Genomic DNA, 17,892 nt, shown 5'->3' on the forward strand with positions numbered 1-17,892 from the left:
TCATTCAATAAAAACAGGTTTCATCAAAAGGAGTCCCCCATGAAAGCAATTCTCTGTAAAGAATATGGCCCAGCGGATACCTTGGTTATTGAAGATGTTCCCAGCCCGGAAGCCAAAGGCCGTGGTGTTAAGGTTCGAGTGCAAGCGGCGGGGCTCAATTTTCCTGACACGCTTATTATCGAGGGCAAATACCAGCTCAAGCCCACCATGCCGTTTTCCCCGGGCGGAGAGTTGTCGGGTGAAGTGATTGCGGTGGGAGATAAGGTAACCCGCTTCAAGGTTGGTGACAGGGTTGCTGGCCTCACGGGCTATGGTGCTTTTGCTGAAGAAGTTATTGTGCCTGAGCATAACTTGTTGCCAATCCCGGAAGGTATGAGCGACGAGAAAGCCGCTGGCTTCACCATGGTGTATGGCACGTCTTATTACGCTCTCAAACAGCGCGCAAACATCCAGCCAGGCGAAACCCTTCTGGTTCTGGGTGCCAGCGGAGGCGTAGGCCTGGCCACTGTGGAATTGGGTAAGGCGATGGGTGCACGTGTGATTGCGGCTGCCAGTTCAGCGGAGAAGCTGGAAGTGGCTAAGGCGGCGGGTGCGGATGAGTTGATCAACTACACCGAAGAGTCTCTGAAAGACGCTGTAAAGCGTCTGACCAGCAGCAAGGGCGTGGATGTGATCTACGATCCGGTTGGTGGTGATTTCACCGAGCAGGCTCTGAGAGCCATGGCCTGGAACGGTCGCCACCTGATCATCGGCTTCGCTGCCGGCGATATTCCCAAAATCCCTGCGAATCTGACGCTGTTGAAGGGTTGTTCGGTTGTTGGGGTGTTCTGGGGCAGCTTTACCCAGCGCGAGCCGGAGGCGAGTGCCCAGAACATGATGGAGTTGATGAAGCTCTATGCTGAAGGCAAAATCGATCCAAAGATCAGTGAAGTCTTCGAGTTTGAGGATTATGCCAAGGCATTGGGTGCTCTGTCTGAGCGGCGGGCTACCGGGAAGGTAGTGCTTAAGGTTGGCTCTTGAGTTGCCTGGGCGCTAAGGACTATTGCACCAAACTCTGAAAGCCATGCAGGACGGGTCTTCCCAAAAATGTAGAGGGCCAAGGACGGCCCGAAACAAGTGCACACGGATGTGCTCGTAGCGGATTTTGGGAAGACCCGTCCTGCATGGCTAACCCCGATCTAAAAGGCTAGGGCCGTAACCAGCAGGCCACAAAACGGTCAGAAACTAAACTGCCCACCATCAATATCCGCTACCAGTTCGGGAGTCAGCAGCGTGTAGCGCTCAGTTTTAGGAAGCCACGCATAAATCGCTTCATCTGAACGGTTCAGCGCATAGCCGGCCTTTTGAATATCCACTTTGCGGTACTTGAAGGTGCCCGTTTTCTCGATAGCATCAGTCACCCGCACGAATACCGGAACCGCATAAGCAGGCAGGTTTGCTCGCATATAGTCCAGCAACTTGTTGATATCGAAGCTGGACTTGTCCGGAACCAGAGTCACCATGCCGGCCTTGCCGTTGGTTTTCGGGATTTCCACACCATAGACAATGGCTTCTTCCACCATGCCAGAGCCATCGATGATGTTTTCCACCTCGTTGGTCGAAACGTTCTCGCCTTTCCAGCGGAAGGTGTCTCCCATTCGATCCACAAATTGTAGATGCCCACAACCAATCGACTTCAGAACATCACCCGTGTTGAACCAGGAATCGCCTTTTTTGAATGCATCCCGAATAAGGGATTTTTCGGTGGCTTCTTTCTGGGTGTAGCCTTCAAACGTCCATTTCTTTGTATTCTCACCGATAAGCAGGCCTGGTTGGCCTTTTTCGGCTTCTTCCAGTGTTCCCTTCTCGTTGCGAATCGGGTCGCGGGTGCCATCGTGGAATTTCACCAGTTTGTACGGCGCAGTAGACAGGCCGACGGTGTTATCCAGATTGAAGAAGTTACTGAAGCCGATGTTGCCTTCACTGGAGGCGTAGAGTTCCGACACGGTTTCAATGCCAAAACGGTCTTTGAACTCATTCCATATGGAAGGCCGTAAACCATTGCCCAGCATTTTGGTCAGGCGGTGGTTGCGATCCTGATCACTTGGCGGGTGATTCAGCAAGTAGCGGCAGAGTTCGCCAATGTAGCCGAAGGCTGTAGCATCATAGCGGCGCACGTCGTCCCAGAAGGCGCTGGCTGAAAACTTGCGGCGCAGGGCGAAGGCGGAGCCGCCTGCCAGGGCGGCACTCCAGCACACCACCAGACCAGTACCATGGTACAAGGGCAGGGTGCAGTAGAAGACGTCGTCCGGCGTCATTGAAAGCGCCATCATTCCAAAGCCGCCGTACGCTTTCACGAACTTGGTGTGCGATCCGGGTGCGGCCTTGGGCAGGCCGGTTGTACCGGAGGTAAACAGGTAAATGGCTGTATCTCCGGTTCTGGGTGGGTCGCTCAGCTCCGGGTTGTTGCTGTTAAAGGTGCTCACCTGCTGTGCCATGTTGGCGTAGCCAGTGGGCGCATCACCGAAGGCATTGAGGGTATTGGTGTCAGCAAGGAACAGATGGGGCGCGGGGTGATCAAACTGAACGCCTGCTTTGATGTCATCAAATGCAGGCACCAACTCTTCACCAACCACAATCATTTTCGGTTTGATCAGATTGATGCTGTGTTCCAGCACCTTTCCTCTTTGGGAGGAGTTCAGCATGGCACAGGCAACGCCAATCTTGGCTGCGCCTGTGACTACTGCCAGAATTTCCGGGCGATTCTCCAGGAAAACTGCAATTGAATCGCCCTTGCTCAACCCCTGAGCCAGAAAGTAAGCCGCGATGCGGTTGGACCAGGCGTTGAACTCGCCCCAGGTGGTGCTGCGGTCCTCAAACAACACTGCCGGCCTATCGCGATGCTTTTCGGCATTTTTTTCAACGAGAGTTCCGAGGGTGAGAGGTTTGCTCGCATCCTTCACTGAGTAGTAGTAATAGCCTTTGGCAATTGCCGGGAGTCGTTTGAAGACTCCCGGCAGGCTGCGCATTAGATCCATCCCAGTAATTTTATCTTGGCTCATGGTCTTTCCGTCAGGTGTTATTATAAGTTTGGGCTAGTCCAGGTAGAGGTCTGGCAACAACGGCTTGTCGTTGGCCTCATAACGGTAGCCTTCAAAATCGGTTACGCCGTCCTGGCGCAGCACGTCTTCGTCGATCAGGTTTTGCCCTGTCATCTCTTCAATAGAGTGATTCAGGATGCTAACCGCAGCATCTGCCATGATCTCGGGAGTCCGGCCTTGGGCCATCATTTGCGCTCCGCCCGCTTCATGCTCAATGGCCGCGGTCGAGATAAGCGTTTTCGGCCAAAGCGTGTTAACGGCTATACCGTAGCGTTTGAATTCCTGAGCCATACCGATGCTGATCATGGTCATGGCATATTTTGTAGAGGTGTATGGCCCAAACTGAGCAAACCACTTTGGGTCAAGGTTCAGCGGCGGTGACATGCTAAGAATGTGGGCACGCCTGGATTTTTTTAGCCAGGGTAGAGCGGCCTGACTGCATGCAAGCACAGCACGGGCATTCACTTGGTGCAAGAGATCGAAGCGGCTTACCTTCAGGTTTTCTACACCAGTCAGGCGAATGGCGCCGGCGTTGTTGATCAGGGCGTCAATGCCGCCAAAGTGTTCAGCAGCTTCATCTATACGCTGCTTGATCTGATCTTCATCGCGTACGTCGAGTACCAACGGCAGTGCCTGGCCACCGGCTGCACGAACTTCTTCGGCTACGGTGTGGATGGTGCCTGGTAGCTTGGGATGAGGTGTGTCTGACTTTGCAGCAATAACAACGTTCGCGCCCTGGCGTGCACAGGCAAGGGCGATGGCACGGCCGATGCCCCGGCTGGCGCCGGTAATAAATACGGTTTGGTTTTTCAATGTGTTCACTGTTTGCTCTCCTGTTCGGATGCTTCGCCGGTGGTCACTTCCACCAACAATTGATTACGCTTAACCTGATCACCTTTGGTGGTCAGCACCTGAGCAACGACACCGTCACAATCGGCTTTGACCGGGTGTTCCATCTTCATGGCTTCCAATATAACCAGGGTGTCGCCCTGACTAACGGCTTGGCCAGGCTCTACCAGGACGTCGATAATGGCACCGTCCATTGAGGCCTGAATGCGCCCACTACCGGCACCATTCGCACCTGCCGCAGGCTGGTGAGTGAGATCAGTGACCGACCACGACTCTCCGAACGCCTGCAAATATAGGGAATCCCCGTCGCGGTGATATTGGCAACGCTGACGAATGCCGTTGTCGATAATGCATAAGATGCCATTTTTCATGCTGGTAACGACTAGCTCATGTCTTTGGTCGCCCAGGCGGCAGGACAGGTTGTTACCGCTACTCTGCACCAGCAGTTCTAGCGCTTCGTCACCGACGGCCAACTTCATTGGTGTGTTAGTGGCGGGTGCGTTGCTCCAGGCTTTGGCTCCGGATACATCGTGCGCCAATACGCAAGCTGCAATGGCAAGCTGGCGGATGTTCAGCTTCACTGGCTGCAGTGAGGGATCGTTACTGAATGCCCGCTGCAGGAATGCCGTAGTTGCTTCACCAGCACCAAAGGTGCTGTCAGCAATGATGCGGCCGAGGAAATACCGGTTGGTGGTGACGCCAAATACGGTTGTATCTTCCAGGGCGCGAATCAGGCGGCGGCGTGCTTCGTCGCGGTTTTCACCCCAGGCGATGACTTTTGCCAGCATGGGGTCGTAGTGCGGCGTAACTTCATCGCCGGAGCGCACGCCTGTGTCATACCGCAGGCCTTCGCCTTCTGCAGGCTGAAAAACATGCAGGGGGCCCGTCTGCGGCGTGAAACCGTTGGATGGGTCTTCCGCGTACAGCCTGACTTCGATGGCGTGGCCGTTCAATTTGATGTCATTCTGAGCCAGCGGCAAGGGCAGGCCTTCGGCAACGGTAAGCTGCCAGGCGACCAGATCCTGCCCGGTGATCAGTTCTGTAACCGGGTGCTCTACCTGCAGGCGGGTGTTCATTTCCAGGAAGTAGAAGTTACGGTCTTTATCGACGAGGAATTCGACGGTGCCTGCGCCTTCGTAATTACAGGCCAGCGCCGCTTTAACGGCAGCTTCGCCCATGGCGGCCCGGAGTTCCGGGGTCACGAAGGGGGAGGGTGCTTCTTCAACGACTTTCTGGTGGCGACGCTGTACGGAGCAGTCCCGCTCGCCGAGGTATACGGCATTGCCGTGCTGGTCGGCGAACACCTGAATTTCTACGTGGCGGGGTTCGATTACTGCTCTTTCGAGTATGAGTTCGTCATCGCCGAAGGCTTGCTTGGATTCGGAACGTGCCCGTTTGATGTTGTCGGCCAGTTCGGATTCGCTGTGCACCAGGCGCATGCCTCGGCCACCGCCGCCGGCAGAGGCTTTAATCATCAGCGGATAGCCGATGTCGGCTGCGGCAGCAATGAGTTCGTCGTCGCTGGCGTTGTCGCCTTCATATCCTGGAACAACCGGCACGCCGGCTTTTTGCATGGCGATTTTAGAGCGTCGCTTGCTGCCCATGAGTTCGATGGCGGCCGCCGGGGGGCCTACGAATACGATGCCAGCTTCTTTACAGGCTTCTGAAAAGCCTGAGTTCTCGGAGAGAAAACCGTAACCCGGGTGGATGCAGTCGGCGCCTGTTTTGCGGGCGGCATCGAGTATGGCGTCGGCGTTCAGGTAAGACGCGGATACTTGGGCCGGCCCTATGCAAACGGCTTCGTCTGCCAGTTCGGTGTGCATGGCATTGGCGTCAGCCTCGGAGTATACGGCGACGGTGCGGTATCCGAGGGCTTTGGCGGTGCGAATAACGCGTACTGCGATTTCGCCCCGGTTGGCTATCAGTAACTTTTTTAGCATTGTGCTGGTCTCTTGATTTCGTGCCAGTTCGCGCTTGGGTGCGGGGGAGTTTTCAGAAAACCGCTACGAGCACATCCATGTGCGCTTGTTTCGGGCCATCCATGGCCCTCTACATTTTCTGAAAACTCCCCCGCACCCAAGCGCTCCCTCATCATTCGGTCGTGTCTGCCCAAGCTGGTGGACGCTTCTGCATGAATGCCATAGTGCCTTCGTTGCCTTCACCGCCTCTAACGGCTGCGGCGAACATTTCGGCCGCGCTGTCGAGTAACCCGCTCATGGATTCGTGCCCAACCCGGTGAAGCAGGGCTTTGGTTTGAGCTGTAGCGTTTGGCGCACAGTTGCGAACGCGCTCAATAGCGTGAGCCAGCATGTCTTCCAGCTCGACGTCTGATGATGCGACCTGGTGAACAATGCCCAGTGCGCAGGCTTCTTCAGCGCCGATTCTCAAGCCGAGTAGGGAAAGTCGGCGAGCCTGGGTAAGGCCGATTCTTTCTACTACAAACGGGGCAATTTGCGCCGGGAGGATGCCGAGGGAGGTTTCCGGCATGCCGAATTTGGCTGTGGGTCCTGCAATAGCAACGTCGGATACACAGGCCAGACCAAATCCGCCGCCCATTACCGCACCTTCGGTGATGGCGATGACGACTTTGGAGGATTCGTTCACTTGCTGAATCATCGCCCCAAAGGCGCGGTTCAGAACATAGAAGGGATCAGCCTCGCCTTCGCCGGTTTTCTGGCTGCGGGCACCGGCCAGGTCTTTGATGTCACCGCCAGCGCAGAAGTGGCCGCCGGAACCGCGGATGACCACGGCGCGGATGCTGGAATCAGATTCTACTTCGGTAAAGATTGTGGACAGCTCTGCCACCATTTGCAGGCTCATGGCATTCCGGGAGTCTGGTCGGTTGATGGTGACGTGCAGGGCTGGCCCCTGTTTTTCCAGAAGTAGTGTTTCGCAATGAGGCAAGGTTTCCATAAAACGACTCCACGAACATTATTTTGGGGCCGGTAGCCCGGTTGAACTCTTCAGGACCGTTGAGGGCCAGGGATGGCCCGATCGAGCCCTACAGGGACATACCACGGGTGTGTCCTGAAGAGTTCAACCCGGCTGCCGGTCAGGCGCCAGATTTCAGCCTTTGCGCTTGCCAGGCAAGGTGCCCATAAATTTGCAAATGATTCCCAGCATGATTTCATCGGCACCGCCGCCGATAGACACCAGACGAACATCACGGAATGCACGGGATGCCGGGTTGTCCCACATGAAGCCGTTGCCCCCCCAGTACTGCAGGCAGCTGTCGGTCACTTCACGGCCCAGGCGGCCGGCCTTCAGCTTGGCCATGGAGGCGAGTTTGGTTACTTCTTTGCCTTCAATGTGCAGCTCGCAGGCTTTGTACGTCAGGGCGCGCAGGGCCTCTACTTCTGTCTGCAGCTCGGCCAGGCGGAAGTGAATAACCTGGTTGTCGATCAGTGGCGTTCCGAAGGTTTTGCGCTCGCGGCAGTATTCAATGGTCTGGTCGATGCAGTTTTCCAACGCTTTGATAACGTTGGCGGCGCCCCACATGCGTTCTTCCTGGAACTGGAGCATCTGCATCATGAAGCCAGTGCCCTCGGCGCCAATGCGGTTACGCTGGGGAACACGAACATCGTCAAAGAAGATCTGGGCAGTTTCCGAGGAGCGCATACCCAGCTTGTTCAGGTGCGGGCTCATGGTAATGCCCGGGGAATTCATGGGTACGATGATCAGTGATTTGTTCTTGTGCGGTTTGTCGTCGCTGGTGTTGGCCAGCAAGCAAATGAAATCCGCCTGGGGGCTGTTGGTGATCCACATTTTGGAGCCGTTGATGATGTAATCATCGCCGTCTTTCTTGGCTGTGGTTTTCAGGCCAGCCACGTCAGAACCAGCACCTACTTCACTGACGCCAATGCAGCCGATCATGTCGCCGGTAATGGCCGGAGCCAGAAAGCTGCGCTTCAGTTCGTCTGAGCCAAAGCGGGCGATTGCAGGTGTGCACATGTCGGTCTGCACACCAATTGCCAGAGGTACGCCGCCACAGTTGGCCATGCCCAGCTCTTCCGCGGCAACCAGGTTGTAGCTGTAATCCAGCCCCATGCCGCCGTATTCCTCAGGCTTCTGAATACCCAGAAGACCAAGGTCACCCAATTTCTTGAATATTTCCCGAATGGGGAAGTGGCCGGCCTCTTCCCACTCGTCGCAATGTGGGTTGATTTCCTTTTGCACGAAATCGCGGACGGTTTTTCTCAGAGCTTCGTGTTCGGCTGTAAATTTCACGGTGTTATTCTCCTGCTGTTTTTTGGTTCGTGCTTTCGTTCGTTTGAAGCACGTTTTCTATCTTTTGATTACCAGTATGTCGTCAGTCTGGATTAGCGCCCGATCAGAGCCGCGCTACGCCAAAGGTGTTGGGCCGGAGCTGGCGCGCATCGGCTTCCCGGAACATGTCGAGTACCAGTGCCACCACTCTGCGGGTATCCCGTGGATCAATCAGGCCGTCATCCCATAAGCGGGCTGTACCGAACAGGGCTGTTGAACCATCTTCCAGTTTTTTGGCAGTGGCTTGCTCCAGGAAATCGAGGGTTTTGGGATCGGGCTCTATGCCGCTGCGGCGTTGTTTGTCTTCCGCAACAATGCGCATCACCTTGCCAGCCTGGGCTGGGCCCATAACGGCGGTTCGGCTGTTGGGCCAGGCGAAGATAAAGCGGGGATCAAGGCCGCGACCACACATGGCGTAGTTGCCGGCACCGTAGGAGCCGCCGATCACCACGGCGACTTTAGGCACGCGGCAGTTGGCAACAGCCTGAATCATTTTCGACCCATGCTTGATGATGCCGTTTTGTTCGGAGTGTGTGCCCACCATGAAGCCAGTGGTGTTATGCAAAAACAGCAGCGGTGTGCCTGCCTGATCGCACAACTGAATGAACTGTGCCGCCTTGGCACTGCCGGCTGGAGTGATCGGGCCGTTGTTGCCAATGATTCCGACAGCGTGTCCTTCTATGCGGATGGTGCCGCATACTGTCTGGCTGTCGAATTCATTTTTGAAGTCCATAAACCTGGAGCCGTCACCAATGCGCGCCAGAATCTCACGCACGTCGTAGGGCTTTTTGGAGTCTGAGGGGATAACGCCTAGCAGCTCTTCTGCAGGATAAAGAGGTTCATCCCATGTCAGCTCGCGCTTTGGCGGGAGATGTTCGTTCCAGGGCAGGGCTTCCAGGATATTCCGGGCCTGACGGATGCCGTCTGCGTCGTCTTCAGCCAGGTATTCAGCTGTTCCTGCGACCTGTGCGTGCATTTCTGCACCACCAAGCTCTTCGTCATCTGCTATTTCACCGGTTGCAGCTTTTAGCAACGGAGGGCCGGCCAGGAACATTTTGGCCTTACCGCGGATAGCAATTACATAATCAGATAAGCCAGGCTGGTAGGCGCCGCCGGCAGTGGCGTTGCCGTGTACTACGGTGACCTGAGGAATGCCAGCAGCGGACATGCGGGCTTGGTTGGCGAAGCCCCGTGCGCCCTGCACAAAGATATCCGTAGCGTAGTTCAGGTTGGCGCCACCGCTCTCGGAAAGTGAGACAACCGGCAGTTTGTTCTCTTTCGCGATCTGCTGCAGGCGCAGGGTTTTATCCAGGCCTGCTGGCGTAATAGTGCCACCTTTGATGGCGCTGTTGCTGGCGAGAATCAGGCAGCGGATACCGCTAACGGTCCCTATGCCTGCAATGATGCCGCCGCCAGCCATGCTGCCGTCCTTGTCATCGTGCATTTTGTAGCCGGCCAGAGAACACAGCTCCAGGAACGGTGTGCCGCGATCCAGCAAGCGGTTGATGCGATCCCGGGGCAGGAGTTTTCCGCGCTTGGTAAACTTTTCCCGTGCTGCTTCTGCCAGGTCGAGAACTTTTTGTTCTACATCACGGAAGGTCCGGATGTGTTCTTCCATAGCCTCGGTGTTACCACGGAATTCATCCGATTGCGGGTTAACGCTGGTTTCCAGTGTTTGCATAAACGTATCCTCAATCCTCGCTGAGCACTTTGGGCGTTACAGCCCGGTGGAAGCCATTGAAGGGCTCATTGTTTTTTGCTTTGGGCAGGGGCCATATCCGGGAACCTTGGGATGCCGCACCGTCTATACGCAGGCAGTCGCCGCTGATGAAGGAGGCGCCGGGGCTCAGCAGGAAGCAGATTGCCGCACTGATTTCAGATTCAGTACCCATCCGCTTGATGGGGACATTATCGCCAAGGCTGCGAATCCATTGCTTCATGTGTTCGGGATAGTTATCCATGCCGCTGGAAGCGATCCAGCCTGGTGCTACCGCATTCACCCGAACGCCAGAGGTGCCCCATTCCACGGCGGCTGTCTGGGTGAAGTTCACCATGCCAGCCCGTGCTGCACCTGAGTGCCCCATGCCGGGCATGCCGCCCCACATATCTGCCACAATGTTTACGATGGAACCGCCGGTCTTTGATAGCGCCTGGGTGTAGGCCTCTCGCGCCATCAAAAAGCCGCCAGTAAGGTTAGTGCGAACAACTGTTTCCCAGCCTTTCTGGTTGATTCCTGCCAGAGGAGAGGGGAACTGGCCGCCAGCGTTATTGACTACGCCGTTTAGGCCGCCATGCTCTTCAATAATCGCTTTTACCGTGGCTTTAACGGATTCTTCTTCACGGATGTCGCACACGTGAGCTGAGGCAATGCCACCGTCTTCAAGTATCTCTGCTTTTACAGCTTCAACTTTTTCGACTTTGCGCCCGACAAGCGCCACTTTGGCGCCCAGAGATGCGAGTTCGTGGGCCGTGCAGCGGCCGATGCCGGAACCGCCACCTGTTACGATAAAAGTCTGGCCCTTGAATAGGTCTGGGCGGAAAACCGATTGATAGCTCATAACTCCAAATCCTTCTTAACTGTTCAGGAGGCCGCTAGACCGGCAGGAACGGGCACCGGAAATTCCAGCAACTGCTGAGCAAACGCTTTGCCCTGCGGATCAATGCGCAGGCTGGCAACGCCACCACCACCCAAACTGTGCTCCAGCAGGAAGTTGAATGCGTGGAGCCCGGGTAGGGTCCAGCGAGTAACCTTGCCGCTTTCCGGGTTCAGCGTGTGTTCCATCCATTCGGCCACGGCTTCTTCGCTCAGCGCGGCTGCAATAAAAGGAACGAACTCGGGCTTGCGAGCAATAACGCCAATGTTGCTGTGGTCACCTTTATCGCCGCTGCGTGCCCAAGCCAAGTCAATCAGGGGCACAGTGGTATCGGTTGCCGACGCGGCTTGAATCGGGGCTTGATCCTTGATCATGCCGGGCTGGAAGCCGCCCGCGGTATCTATGGAAACGGGGGTTACCTCGCCGTTCAGGTCAACAGAGACGGCAACGTCGCTCTTGGGAACCAGGCAGGAATAGAGCCGGATTTTTGGCCAAACGGATGGGCGCCCACCCACAATGCCGGTCAGGCCCGGGGCCATGCCGGTGGCGGCTTGCGCGATTTCTCGGGAGAACAGCACCAGCGCGCCTTTCTTTGGGTGGGCAGCGCTGATTTTAACGATGATTTCCCGGCTGCCATGGCCGCGACCTTGCTTACCGTATGTGGTTTCCGTGCCCAGCAGTTCGACACTGGTTTCGGTGTAGTCACCCAGGCCGCGCTCCTGGAACAGGCGAGAGGTTTTGGTGAGGATGGCGTCGGCTACCGCTTGGGCTTTTTCAGGAGCGTCAATGCCAGCAAGCAGGAAGGTTGCTGTGCATTTGAAGCCATCGGGCCAGGTGCCAGATACCTTGTAGCTGTCGGTGGGTGGCAAGCCGCGGGCGCCTCGAACGGTTACACGGTCAGGCCCGCTTTCTATGAGCTCAACATCCGTAAAGTCGCAGGTTACATCGGGCAGTAAATAGGCGCGGGGATCGCCAATTTCGTAAACCAGTTGCTCAGCAACGGTGCCACGACTTACCAGGCCTCCAGTGCCTTCCGGCTTGGTAACAACGAACTCGCCGTTTGCGCTAACTTCAGCAATGGGGAAGCCCATATCGGCGAATCCATCAGCAACGTCTTCCCAGTCGGTAAAATTGCCGCCGGTAGATTGCGCTCCGCACTCCAATAAGTGACCGGCGAGACTGGCTTGCGCCAGTTTGTCGTAGTCTTTCCAGTCCCAGCCGAACTCGTGAACCAGAGGCGCAAGCACCAAAGCACTGTCGACCACACGGCCAGTAAGAACAATGTCTGCACCCTGGTCCAGGGCAGCTGCCAAACCAGATGCGCCAAGGTAAGCGTTCAGGCTAACCATCATTGCGGGCATAGGTGCACCGGTAGCCATTTCGGTGATGCCAGCTTTGCTCAGGGCCTGTTTCTGGGGAAGCAGGTCATCCCCGAGTACCAGGGCAATTTTCATGTCTACACCGGCTTTTTCGCACAGGGCTTGCAAGGCATCACGACAGGCTACCGGGTTCACGCCACCAGCATTGCTCAGTACGCGAATTCCTTTCTCTTTGATGTCGGCCAAAAGCGGCCCCATAACAGTTTCAACAAAATCCCGCGCATAGCCCTGACTTGGGTCTTTCATCTTCTGGCCCGCCATGATCGACATGGTGACCTCGGCCAAATAGTCGGAGACCAGGTAATCAATATTACCTTTGTGAACCAGTTGCGCTGCGGCCGTTTCAGTGTCGCCCCAGAAAGCGGAGGAACAGCCGATCCGGATAGTCTTCGGTGAATTCGTCATGTCTGTGCATCCTGTAGCTGTGTTGCCGTGAATACCAAGAATATGTGCCGGCAACTGTTGAACCGTTGACAAGACGATACCAAGCAAGCGCTTGGTTTGTAAACAGGCAAATCTAAGGTAGAATGCAGATTCTTTGTAAAGCCGCTGGATACGCCCGTGAATCAAGAAAAAATACTTCAGTCACTCATCGCCGATAACCTGGTGTCAGCATCAGACAGTGCCCGCGGACGGCTGCTTCGGGAAGCCGCGCGTTTGTTCCGCGAAAAAGGTTATGAACGCACCACTGTGAGAGACCTTGCCGCTGCGGTGGGTATTCAGTCGGGAAGCCTTTTTCATCACTTCCGTACCAAAGAAGAAATTCTTAAAGCAGTGATGGTTGAAACGATCAGGCTGAACACCGCCGTGATGCAAGCAGCCATGAGTAAGGCGACATCCAATCGGGAGAAGCTGAGGGCGCTCATAAGCGCAGAGCTGGAATCTATTAATGGCCAGACCGGGGAGGCGATGGCCGTTCTGGTATTCGAGTGGCGCAGTTTGTCTGAAGCTTCCCGGGCAGAGGTGCTGAAGCTTCGCGACATATACGAAGCTTTGTGGCTGGACGTGCTACGTGGGCTTAAAGAAGAGGGTGCGCTTAAAGCGGATCCTTTTGTGGTGCGCCGTATGCTAACCGGCGCACTGAGCTGGACCGTAACCTGGTATCGACCGGATCGTGGCGGCTTGACCCAGGATGGTTTAACCGATCAAGTGGTGGCAATGCTTGGCTTGAGCTAGCGGCTGGATCGGCAGATTCTAGTGAGAGCATGCATTTTGTCAGTAAATTAATTTCAGGATGCATGCGAAGGTTCGTTTTCGAAGTTATTGTTTTAAGTCAAAAAATCTCATCAAACAGCGGTCCGGATCAGGCCATTGGCCTGATCAGCATGGGCAGGCCGGCAAACGAGCCATTTTTGTAGGACAGCTTTCAACGCACTCTTGCTCCCGGAATGACAGAACCAACTGTCTTCCTCATAGATAAAAACAAAGCAGAGCAGAGTGACTTAATCATGTCCATATTGGCAACGTATGCAGGTCGTCTTGTGGCGGCGCGCAACAAACTGGCTTTACTGGCAACGGTAGTATTGTTTGCAGGGTGTTCGGCAAACCCCATACACAAAGTCACTGGGACTGTGCTGGCGAATTACGCTGAGAGTGAAGCCACTCCTTACGTTATGCAAATGTCCGACCCGAAAATGGCGTGTGCTCTTGGGGAGGGTGTTGACCCCCTGATCTACTCCTTTTCGCGGATCAATGATGCGCCGGATACCAGTGGATCGTTGCTGATGCTGTTGGCGGCCAACTGCATGGAATACCGTGCCTGGGAAGCCGAGCTTGATTACCTGCGGGCAGATTATGAAGGTAATGTGCCTCAAGCCAAAGACGCCCGTGAACGAGCCAAGCGCTTTTACGCACTCACCGCAGAGCGTCGGTTGATCGCCTTCCAAAGAGCCATGGCGGCCTACGATTTTGATCCTGCCAAAGAACCCCTTGAATGTCCGTTTCTGTTCAGTGAGCAAGACGAGATTACCTTTCTGCTTGGATTGCTGACCGGGTTGCAAGCGGTTGTAAATGATGCCAACTCAGGTGCGCGTGCGGGAATACCGCGCAATATAGCCCCTCAGGCAGAGCGCGCGGCAACCTGTATTGATAACGAAAAAACAGGTGGGTTGCCCAACGCCGTTCGCGCCATGGTTTGGCTGTTGCTGCCAGACACCCGTCCAGAACTCTCCCCCGACCCCTGGAAAGTGCTCGAAAACAGTTCTGCTATGGGCGTGAAAGCAGGTATGCGTGCGTCAATGGCACTTGAGGCTGTTGCTGCAGAAACCTTCGGACGCACAGATGTTCTGGCTGACGTGATTCACCGTTTTGCGGAAGCTGACGACACCATTGAGGTGTGGGAAAAGTATCGCCTGGCTGATTTTGTGGCTGAATACATTATCCAGTTTTCGTCAGACAAATACTGGACGGCTGAATATGGCTACCGTACACCGCAGGCGTTCTTCGGAAAAATGAGCTCTGAACAAAATAACGAAAACATTGAGACTATGAGCCTGGACGGCTTGCTCTGAACGGGCAGCTCCAGCGCATGTGCTCGATCGCTTATTGAACTCACTATAAACATAAGAATGAATCGGAGATTGTTATGATCCGCAAATCCCTTACAGCCCTGACACTCGCTGCCATCACACCCATCGCCTCGGCCCAAACCGTAAAAATGTGTGTTTTCGATGTGATTGGTGCGAACGGTGATATGTTCAATATGGTTAAGGACTATGCGCTGGAGATGAAGTCTCACGGTGTGGATTTCGACCTGAAGCCCTATACCGATGAGGGTGTTGCTGTAGGCGACTTCAACGCCGGCCAGTGTGATGCAGTTGCTGCCACAGACATTCGCACCCGACCATTTAACCGCTTTACGGGAACCGTTAGCGCTGTTGGTGCAATCCCCAGCTATGATGATCTTAAAACCCTTCTGGCGACATTGGCGCAAGCTAAAGCGGCACCGCTTATGAAGCAGGATGGTTATGAAGTTTTGGGCATTGTGCCCGCCGGTGCAGGGTATTTGTTTGTTAACGACCGCAGCATGGATACTGCAGGCGATCTGGCGGGCAAGCGTATGGCGACTTTGGACTATCAGAAAGACGCAATACACATGGTGAACTTTATTAAAGCCACGGTTGTGCCTTCAGATATCACCAATTTTGCCGGTAAGTTCAACAATGGTTCGGTTGACACAGCTTACGCACCTGCATTTGCCTATGAGGCGCTTGAACTCTACAAAGGCATTGGCAAAAAGGGTGGCATTGTGGATTACCCATTGGCGCAGCTCACTATTCAGGTGATTGCTCGCGAGGGTGTTCTTGATGATGCAACGGCGCAGGCATCCCGCCAGGTAGCCTGGGATATGTACCCGCAAGCCATGAATCTGATTAGCCGGCAGGAAGCTGCCATTCCTGAAGATAAGTGGGTTCGCATTTCTGAAAAAGATGTTGAAGGTTACCAGGAAATGTTTCGCCAGAACCGCATCGAAATGCGCGATGGTTTGAACGGTGCACCGGATGTATACCACCCGAAAATGCTGAGTCTGCTGAGCAAGATTCGCTGTTCCAGCAATCCATCTGCTTCGGAATGCACCTCGGAAAACCGGGAATAACAGGGCGGGATTGGCATGAACTGGCAAGCATTAACTGCCCCTGCCGCAAGAGCCCTGTACCCCGTGCATAAAGTGCACGGGGCCATACTGCTCTTGCTGCTATTTGTGACCCTTCTTCTGGGAATGGGCAACTCCCTCCATTCCCGCCTGCTGTGGGTTGGTGAGCAGACATGGCCGAATTATTATCTGCTGAATCCGGATGCAGTAGAGCCCTCCTGTCGTATGGAAATGGATGTCGAGGCAGAAGTCCGCAAGAGGGTAGATGCTTATAAGCCAGATCCGGACGATCTGTTTGATTCCCCACCTAACCCCCAGGCTATCCGCACATCGCTGGAGCGAAATCTGGCGCTTTGCGCGGAGAGCCATGCTGCGTACCAGAACAATCTTGAGCACGCTACGCCCGCGTTGGGCGTATTCAAAACGGTTGAGCAGGGCTTGGCATCTTTCCTGCTGGATAATATTGAGCTGACCAAATATCTGTTCATCGCAATTTTTGCGATGGCAGCAGCTGTGGCAGCTCTGGATGCCGATCATATTGCACTGCGACTTCCCAGAAACCGCTCAGAGTGGCGCTTGAGTCAGGGCGTGCAGTTCCTGGTGAACGGTATGATGGTGTTCTCCATGGATGCGTATCTGGGCCGCCTCGCCAGCTCGCCCGGGGCTGAGTCTACAGCCACGTTACAGCACGCCTGGACGGGCGTGTTTGGCCTGTTCATGGTGATCAATGCTCTGCGCTTTCTGAAAGTGCCCGAGCACATAAGAGCGGGTGGGCTGACGCTGTCTTCGGGGTTGGTCGTGCCGCTGTATTGCACCATGGGCCTGATTGCGATGGGCTACTTTTTCTTTGTAGATGGCTATGCGTCTGGGCTCGCTATCTACTTCGGCATGATGTCCAACCTGTCTTCGATGTTTATCAACATCGGTCTCTATGTTCTGGTGGGTATGGTTCTGAAACAGACTCGCTTGCCAGAGTTGCTGTTGAACGTAATCAAGCCGTACAACTTGCCGGCACCCATGCTGGCTTCAGTCATTATCTTTGCGACGGCCTTTCCGACCGCTTTTACCGGCGCATCCGGTATTTTCATTCTTGCCGTTGGTGGCGTGGTTTACGATGAGTTGCGCCGGGCAGGTGCAGGGCGGCAACTGGCACTCGCGACCACGGCCATGTCGGGAAGCCTGGGCGTTGTACTGAATCCCTGCTTGCTGATTGTTGTGGTTGCGGCCCTGAACAAGGAGGTTACCACCACCGAAATGTACGATTGGGGCTTCTGGGTGTTCATTATGTCTGCTTCTTTGTTCTCAATCATCGTATGTAAAACGGAAGGCAACTGGCGGCCTCGCCCGGCTCCGGGTGCTTTCAGGGCCTCGTTGCAACAGCTCAAACCCCTGATGCCCTATGTGGCCCTGGCTGTGGCTGTCATATTCACCATTTATGTGGTTCTGGGGTTGTCGTTCAACGAGTACAGTGCGCCAATGATCCTGCCGTTGGTGATGCTTGCGCTGGTATTCCTGGATGCCGATAGCAGCAGTCGTGAAGACAACGAGTCCCGCATACAGGCATTCTGGGGACGAAGCTGCGCGGCAGCCAGTGATTCGGCCGTGCACATTGGTGCTCTGCTGGCCTTGATCGGTTTCTCTATTTGCCTTGGAGGCATTCTTGAGCGGTCTGACATTGTTCATACTCTGTTCCCGGAGCATCTGACCAGTCCATGGCTTGCGATGCTCGTGATTGTGCTTCTGTTGACGGTCATCGGCATGGTGATGGACCCATTTGGTGCCGTCATACTGGTGTCGGCAACCGTTGCACAACCGGCGATACAGTTGGGTATTGACCCATTGCACTTCTGGATTGTTTGCCTGGTAGCATTTGAGCTGGGGTATCTCAGCCCGCCAGTGGCTCTGAACCACTTGCTTACCCGACAGGTTGTCGGGGAGAGCGAAGTGTTGGCAGCGGAGCGTGTTGGTTCTTTCTGGCATCGCTACGAGCGATTACTGTTGCCTATAGCCGTAATGGGGCCGACGCTGCTGTTGGTAGCGTTTGTTCCAATGTTGTTTTACGCCCTGTAGATCGAGTTGGGAAACCCCGCTCTGAATTCGAACTACAATGAGAGGAAGCATGTCTCATTGAA

General features: G+C 55.1%; 13 protein-coding genes. 5 read left to right on the forward strand and 8 right to left on the reverse strand.

All coding sequences use genetic code 11. From position 1 onward, the window contains the following. Positions 1-39 precede the first annotated feature (39 nt). The gene (locus FFI61_RS01655; RefSeq protein WP_200369048.1) at positions 40-1,020 is read left to right on the forward strand and encodes an NADPH:quinone oxidoreductase family protein; all 981 of its coding nucleotides are present in this window, start codon (positions 40-42) and stop codon (positions 1,018-1,020) included. 197 nt (positions 1,021-1,217) lie between these two features. Here the strand turns inward: FFI61_RS01655 and FFI61_RS01660 are convergent, their stop codons facing one another. The 8 genes from FFI61_RS01660 to FFI61_RS01695 all read right to left on the reverse strand — a co-directional run bounded on the left by FFI61_RS01660 (position 1,218) and on the right by FFI61_RS01695 (position 12,573). Further along, on the reverse strand, positions 1,218-3,041 hold the full coding sequence (locus tag FFI61_RS01660) for a long-chain-acyl-CoA synthetase (protein ID WP_200369049.1): 1,824 nt from the start codon (positions 3,039-3,041) through the stop codon (positions 1,218-1,220). 33 nt (positions 3,042-3,074) lie between these two features. Continuing rightward, positions 3,075-3,902, reverse strand: a complete 828-nt coding sequence (locus FFI61_RS01665; protein WP_200202605.1) for an SDR family oxidoreductase — start codon at positions 3,900-3,902, stop codon at positions 3,075-3,077. Further along, the gene (locus FFI61_RS01670; protein ID WP_200369050.1) at positions 3,899-5,869 is read right to left on the reverse strand and encodes an acetyl/propionyl/methylcrotonyl-CoA carboxylase subunit alpha; all 1,971 of its coding nucleotides are present in this window, start codon (positions 5,867-5,869) and stop codon (positions 3,899-3,901) included. Before FFI61_RS01670 ends, FFI61_RS01665 begins: the two co-directional genes overlap by 4 nt. Before the next feature lie 151 nt (positions 5,870-6,020). Next, positions 6,021-6,842: an enoyl-CoA hydratase/isomerase family protein gene (locus tag FFI61_RS01675; protein ID WP_200369051.1), complete on the reverse strand. Its 822-nt coding sequence runs from the start codon at positions 6,840-6,842 to the stop codon at positions 6,021-6,023. 153 nt (positions 6,843-6,995) lie between these two features. After that, positions 6,996-8,156, reverse strand: a complete 1,161-nt coding sequence (locus FFI61_RS01680; RefSeq protein ID WP_200369052.1) for an acyl-CoA dehydrogenase family protein — start codon at positions 8,154-8,156, stop codon at positions 6,996-6,998. A 103-nt stretch (positions 8,157-8,259) separates the two neighbouring features. Beyond that, positions 8,260-9,876, reverse strand: a complete 1,617-nt coding sequence (locus FFI61_RS01685) for an acyl-CoA carboxylase subunit beta (protein WP_200202601.1) — start codon at positions 9,874-9,876, stop codon at positions 8,260-8,262. A 10-nt stretch (positions 9,877-9,886) separates the two neighbouring features. Continuing rightward, on the reverse strand, positions 9,887-10,753 hold the full coding sequence (locus FFI61_RS01690; protein ID WP_200202600.1) for an SDR family oxidoreductase: 867 nt from the start codon (positions 10,751-10,753) through the stop codon (positions 9,887-9,889). Positions 10,754-10,776: 23 nt separating this feature from the next. Beyond that, positions 10,777-12,573 (reverse strand): acyclic terpene utilization AtuA family protein, encoded by a 1,797-nt coding sequence (locus FFI61_RS01695; RefSeq protein ID WP_200202599.1) that lies wholly within the window; start codon positions 12,571-12,573, stop codon positions 10,777-10,779. A 156-nt stretch (positions 12,574-12,729) separates the two neighbouring features. On the opposite strand from FFI61_RS01695, the gene FFI61_RS01700 reads away from it, so the two are divergent. The 4 genes from FFI61_RS01700 (at position 12,730) to FFI61_RS01715 (ending at position 17,830) form a co-directional block, all read left to right on the forward strand. Continuing rightward, positions 12,730-13,344, forward strand: a complete 615-nt coding sequence (locus FFI61_RS01700) for a TetR/AcrR family transcriptional regulator (protein WP_200369053.1) — start codon at positions 12,730-12,732, stop codon at positions 13,342-13,344. A gap of 272 nt (positions 13,345-13,616) precedes the next feature. Next, positions 13,617-14,678, forward strand: coding sequence for a hypothetical protein (locus tag FFI61_RS01705; protein WP_200369054.1), 1,062 nt, complete (start codon positions 13,617-13,619; stop codon positions 14,676-14,678). Positions 14,679-14,752: 74 nt separating this feature from the next. Then, positions 14,753-15,763, forward strand: coding sequence for a putative solute-binding protein (locus FFI61_RS01710; RefSeq protein ID WP_200369055.1), 1,011 nt, complete (start codon positions 14,753-14,755; stop codon positions 15,761-15,763). Positions 15,764-15,778: 15 nt separating this feature from the next. Beyond that, entirely contained in the window at positions 15,779-17,830 is a 2,052-nt protein-coding gene (locus tag FFI61_RS01715; RefSeq protein ID WP_200369056.1) for a TRAP transporter large permease subunit, read from the forward strand. Positions 17,831-17,892 lie beyond the last annotated feature (62 nt).

The sequence above is a fragment of the Marinobacter sp. DY40_1A1 genome (assembly GCF_016597815.1).
GTDB classification, from domain to species: Bacteria; Pseudomonadota; Gammaproteobacteria; order Pseudomonadales; family Oleiphilaceae; genus Marinobacter; species Marinobacter xiaoshiensis.

Bases quoted from the DNA above. Each gene is read 5' to 3' on its own strand.
- FFI61_RS01655 (WP_200369048.1), top strand. From the start codon at position 40: ATGAAAGCAATTCTCTGTAAAGAATATGGCCCAGCGGATACCTTGGTT.
- FFI61_RS01660 (WP_200369049.1), bottom strand. From the start codon at position 3,041: ATGAGCCAAGATAAAATTACTGGGATGGATCTAATGCGCAGCCTGCCG.
- FFI61_RS01670 (WP_200369050.1), bottom strand. From the start codon at position 5,869: ATGCTAAAAAAGTTACTGATAGCCAACCGGGGCGAAATCGCAGTACGC.
- FFI61_RS01675 (WP_200369051.1), bottom strand. From the start codon at position 6,842: ATGGAAACCTTGCCTCATTGCGAAACACTACTTCTGGAAAAACAGGGG.
- FFI61_RS01685 (WP_200202601.1), bottom strand. From the start codon at position 9,876: ATGCAAACACTGGAAACCAGCGTTAACCCGCAATCGGATGAATTCCGT.
- FFI61_RS01690 (WP_200202600.1), bottom strand. From the start codon at position 10,753: ATGAGCTATCAATCGGTTTTCCGCCCAGACCTATTCAAGGGCCAGACT.
- FFI61_RS01695 (WP_200202599.1), bottom strand. From the start codon at position 12,573: ATGACGAATTCACCGAAGACTATCCGGATCGGCTGTTCCTCCGCTTTC.
- FFI61_RS01705 (WP_200369054.1), top strand. From the start codon at position 13,617: ATGTCCATATTGGCAACGTATGCAGGTCGTCTTGTGGCGGCGCGCAAC.
- FFI61_RS01710 (WP_200369055.1), top strand. From the start codon at position 14,753: ATGATCCGCAAATCCCTTACAGCCCTGACACTCGCTGCCATCACACCC.
- FFI61_RS01715 (WP_200369056.1), top strand. From the start codon at position 15,779: ATGAACTGGCAAGCATTAACTGCCCCTGCCGCAAGAGCCCTGTACCCC.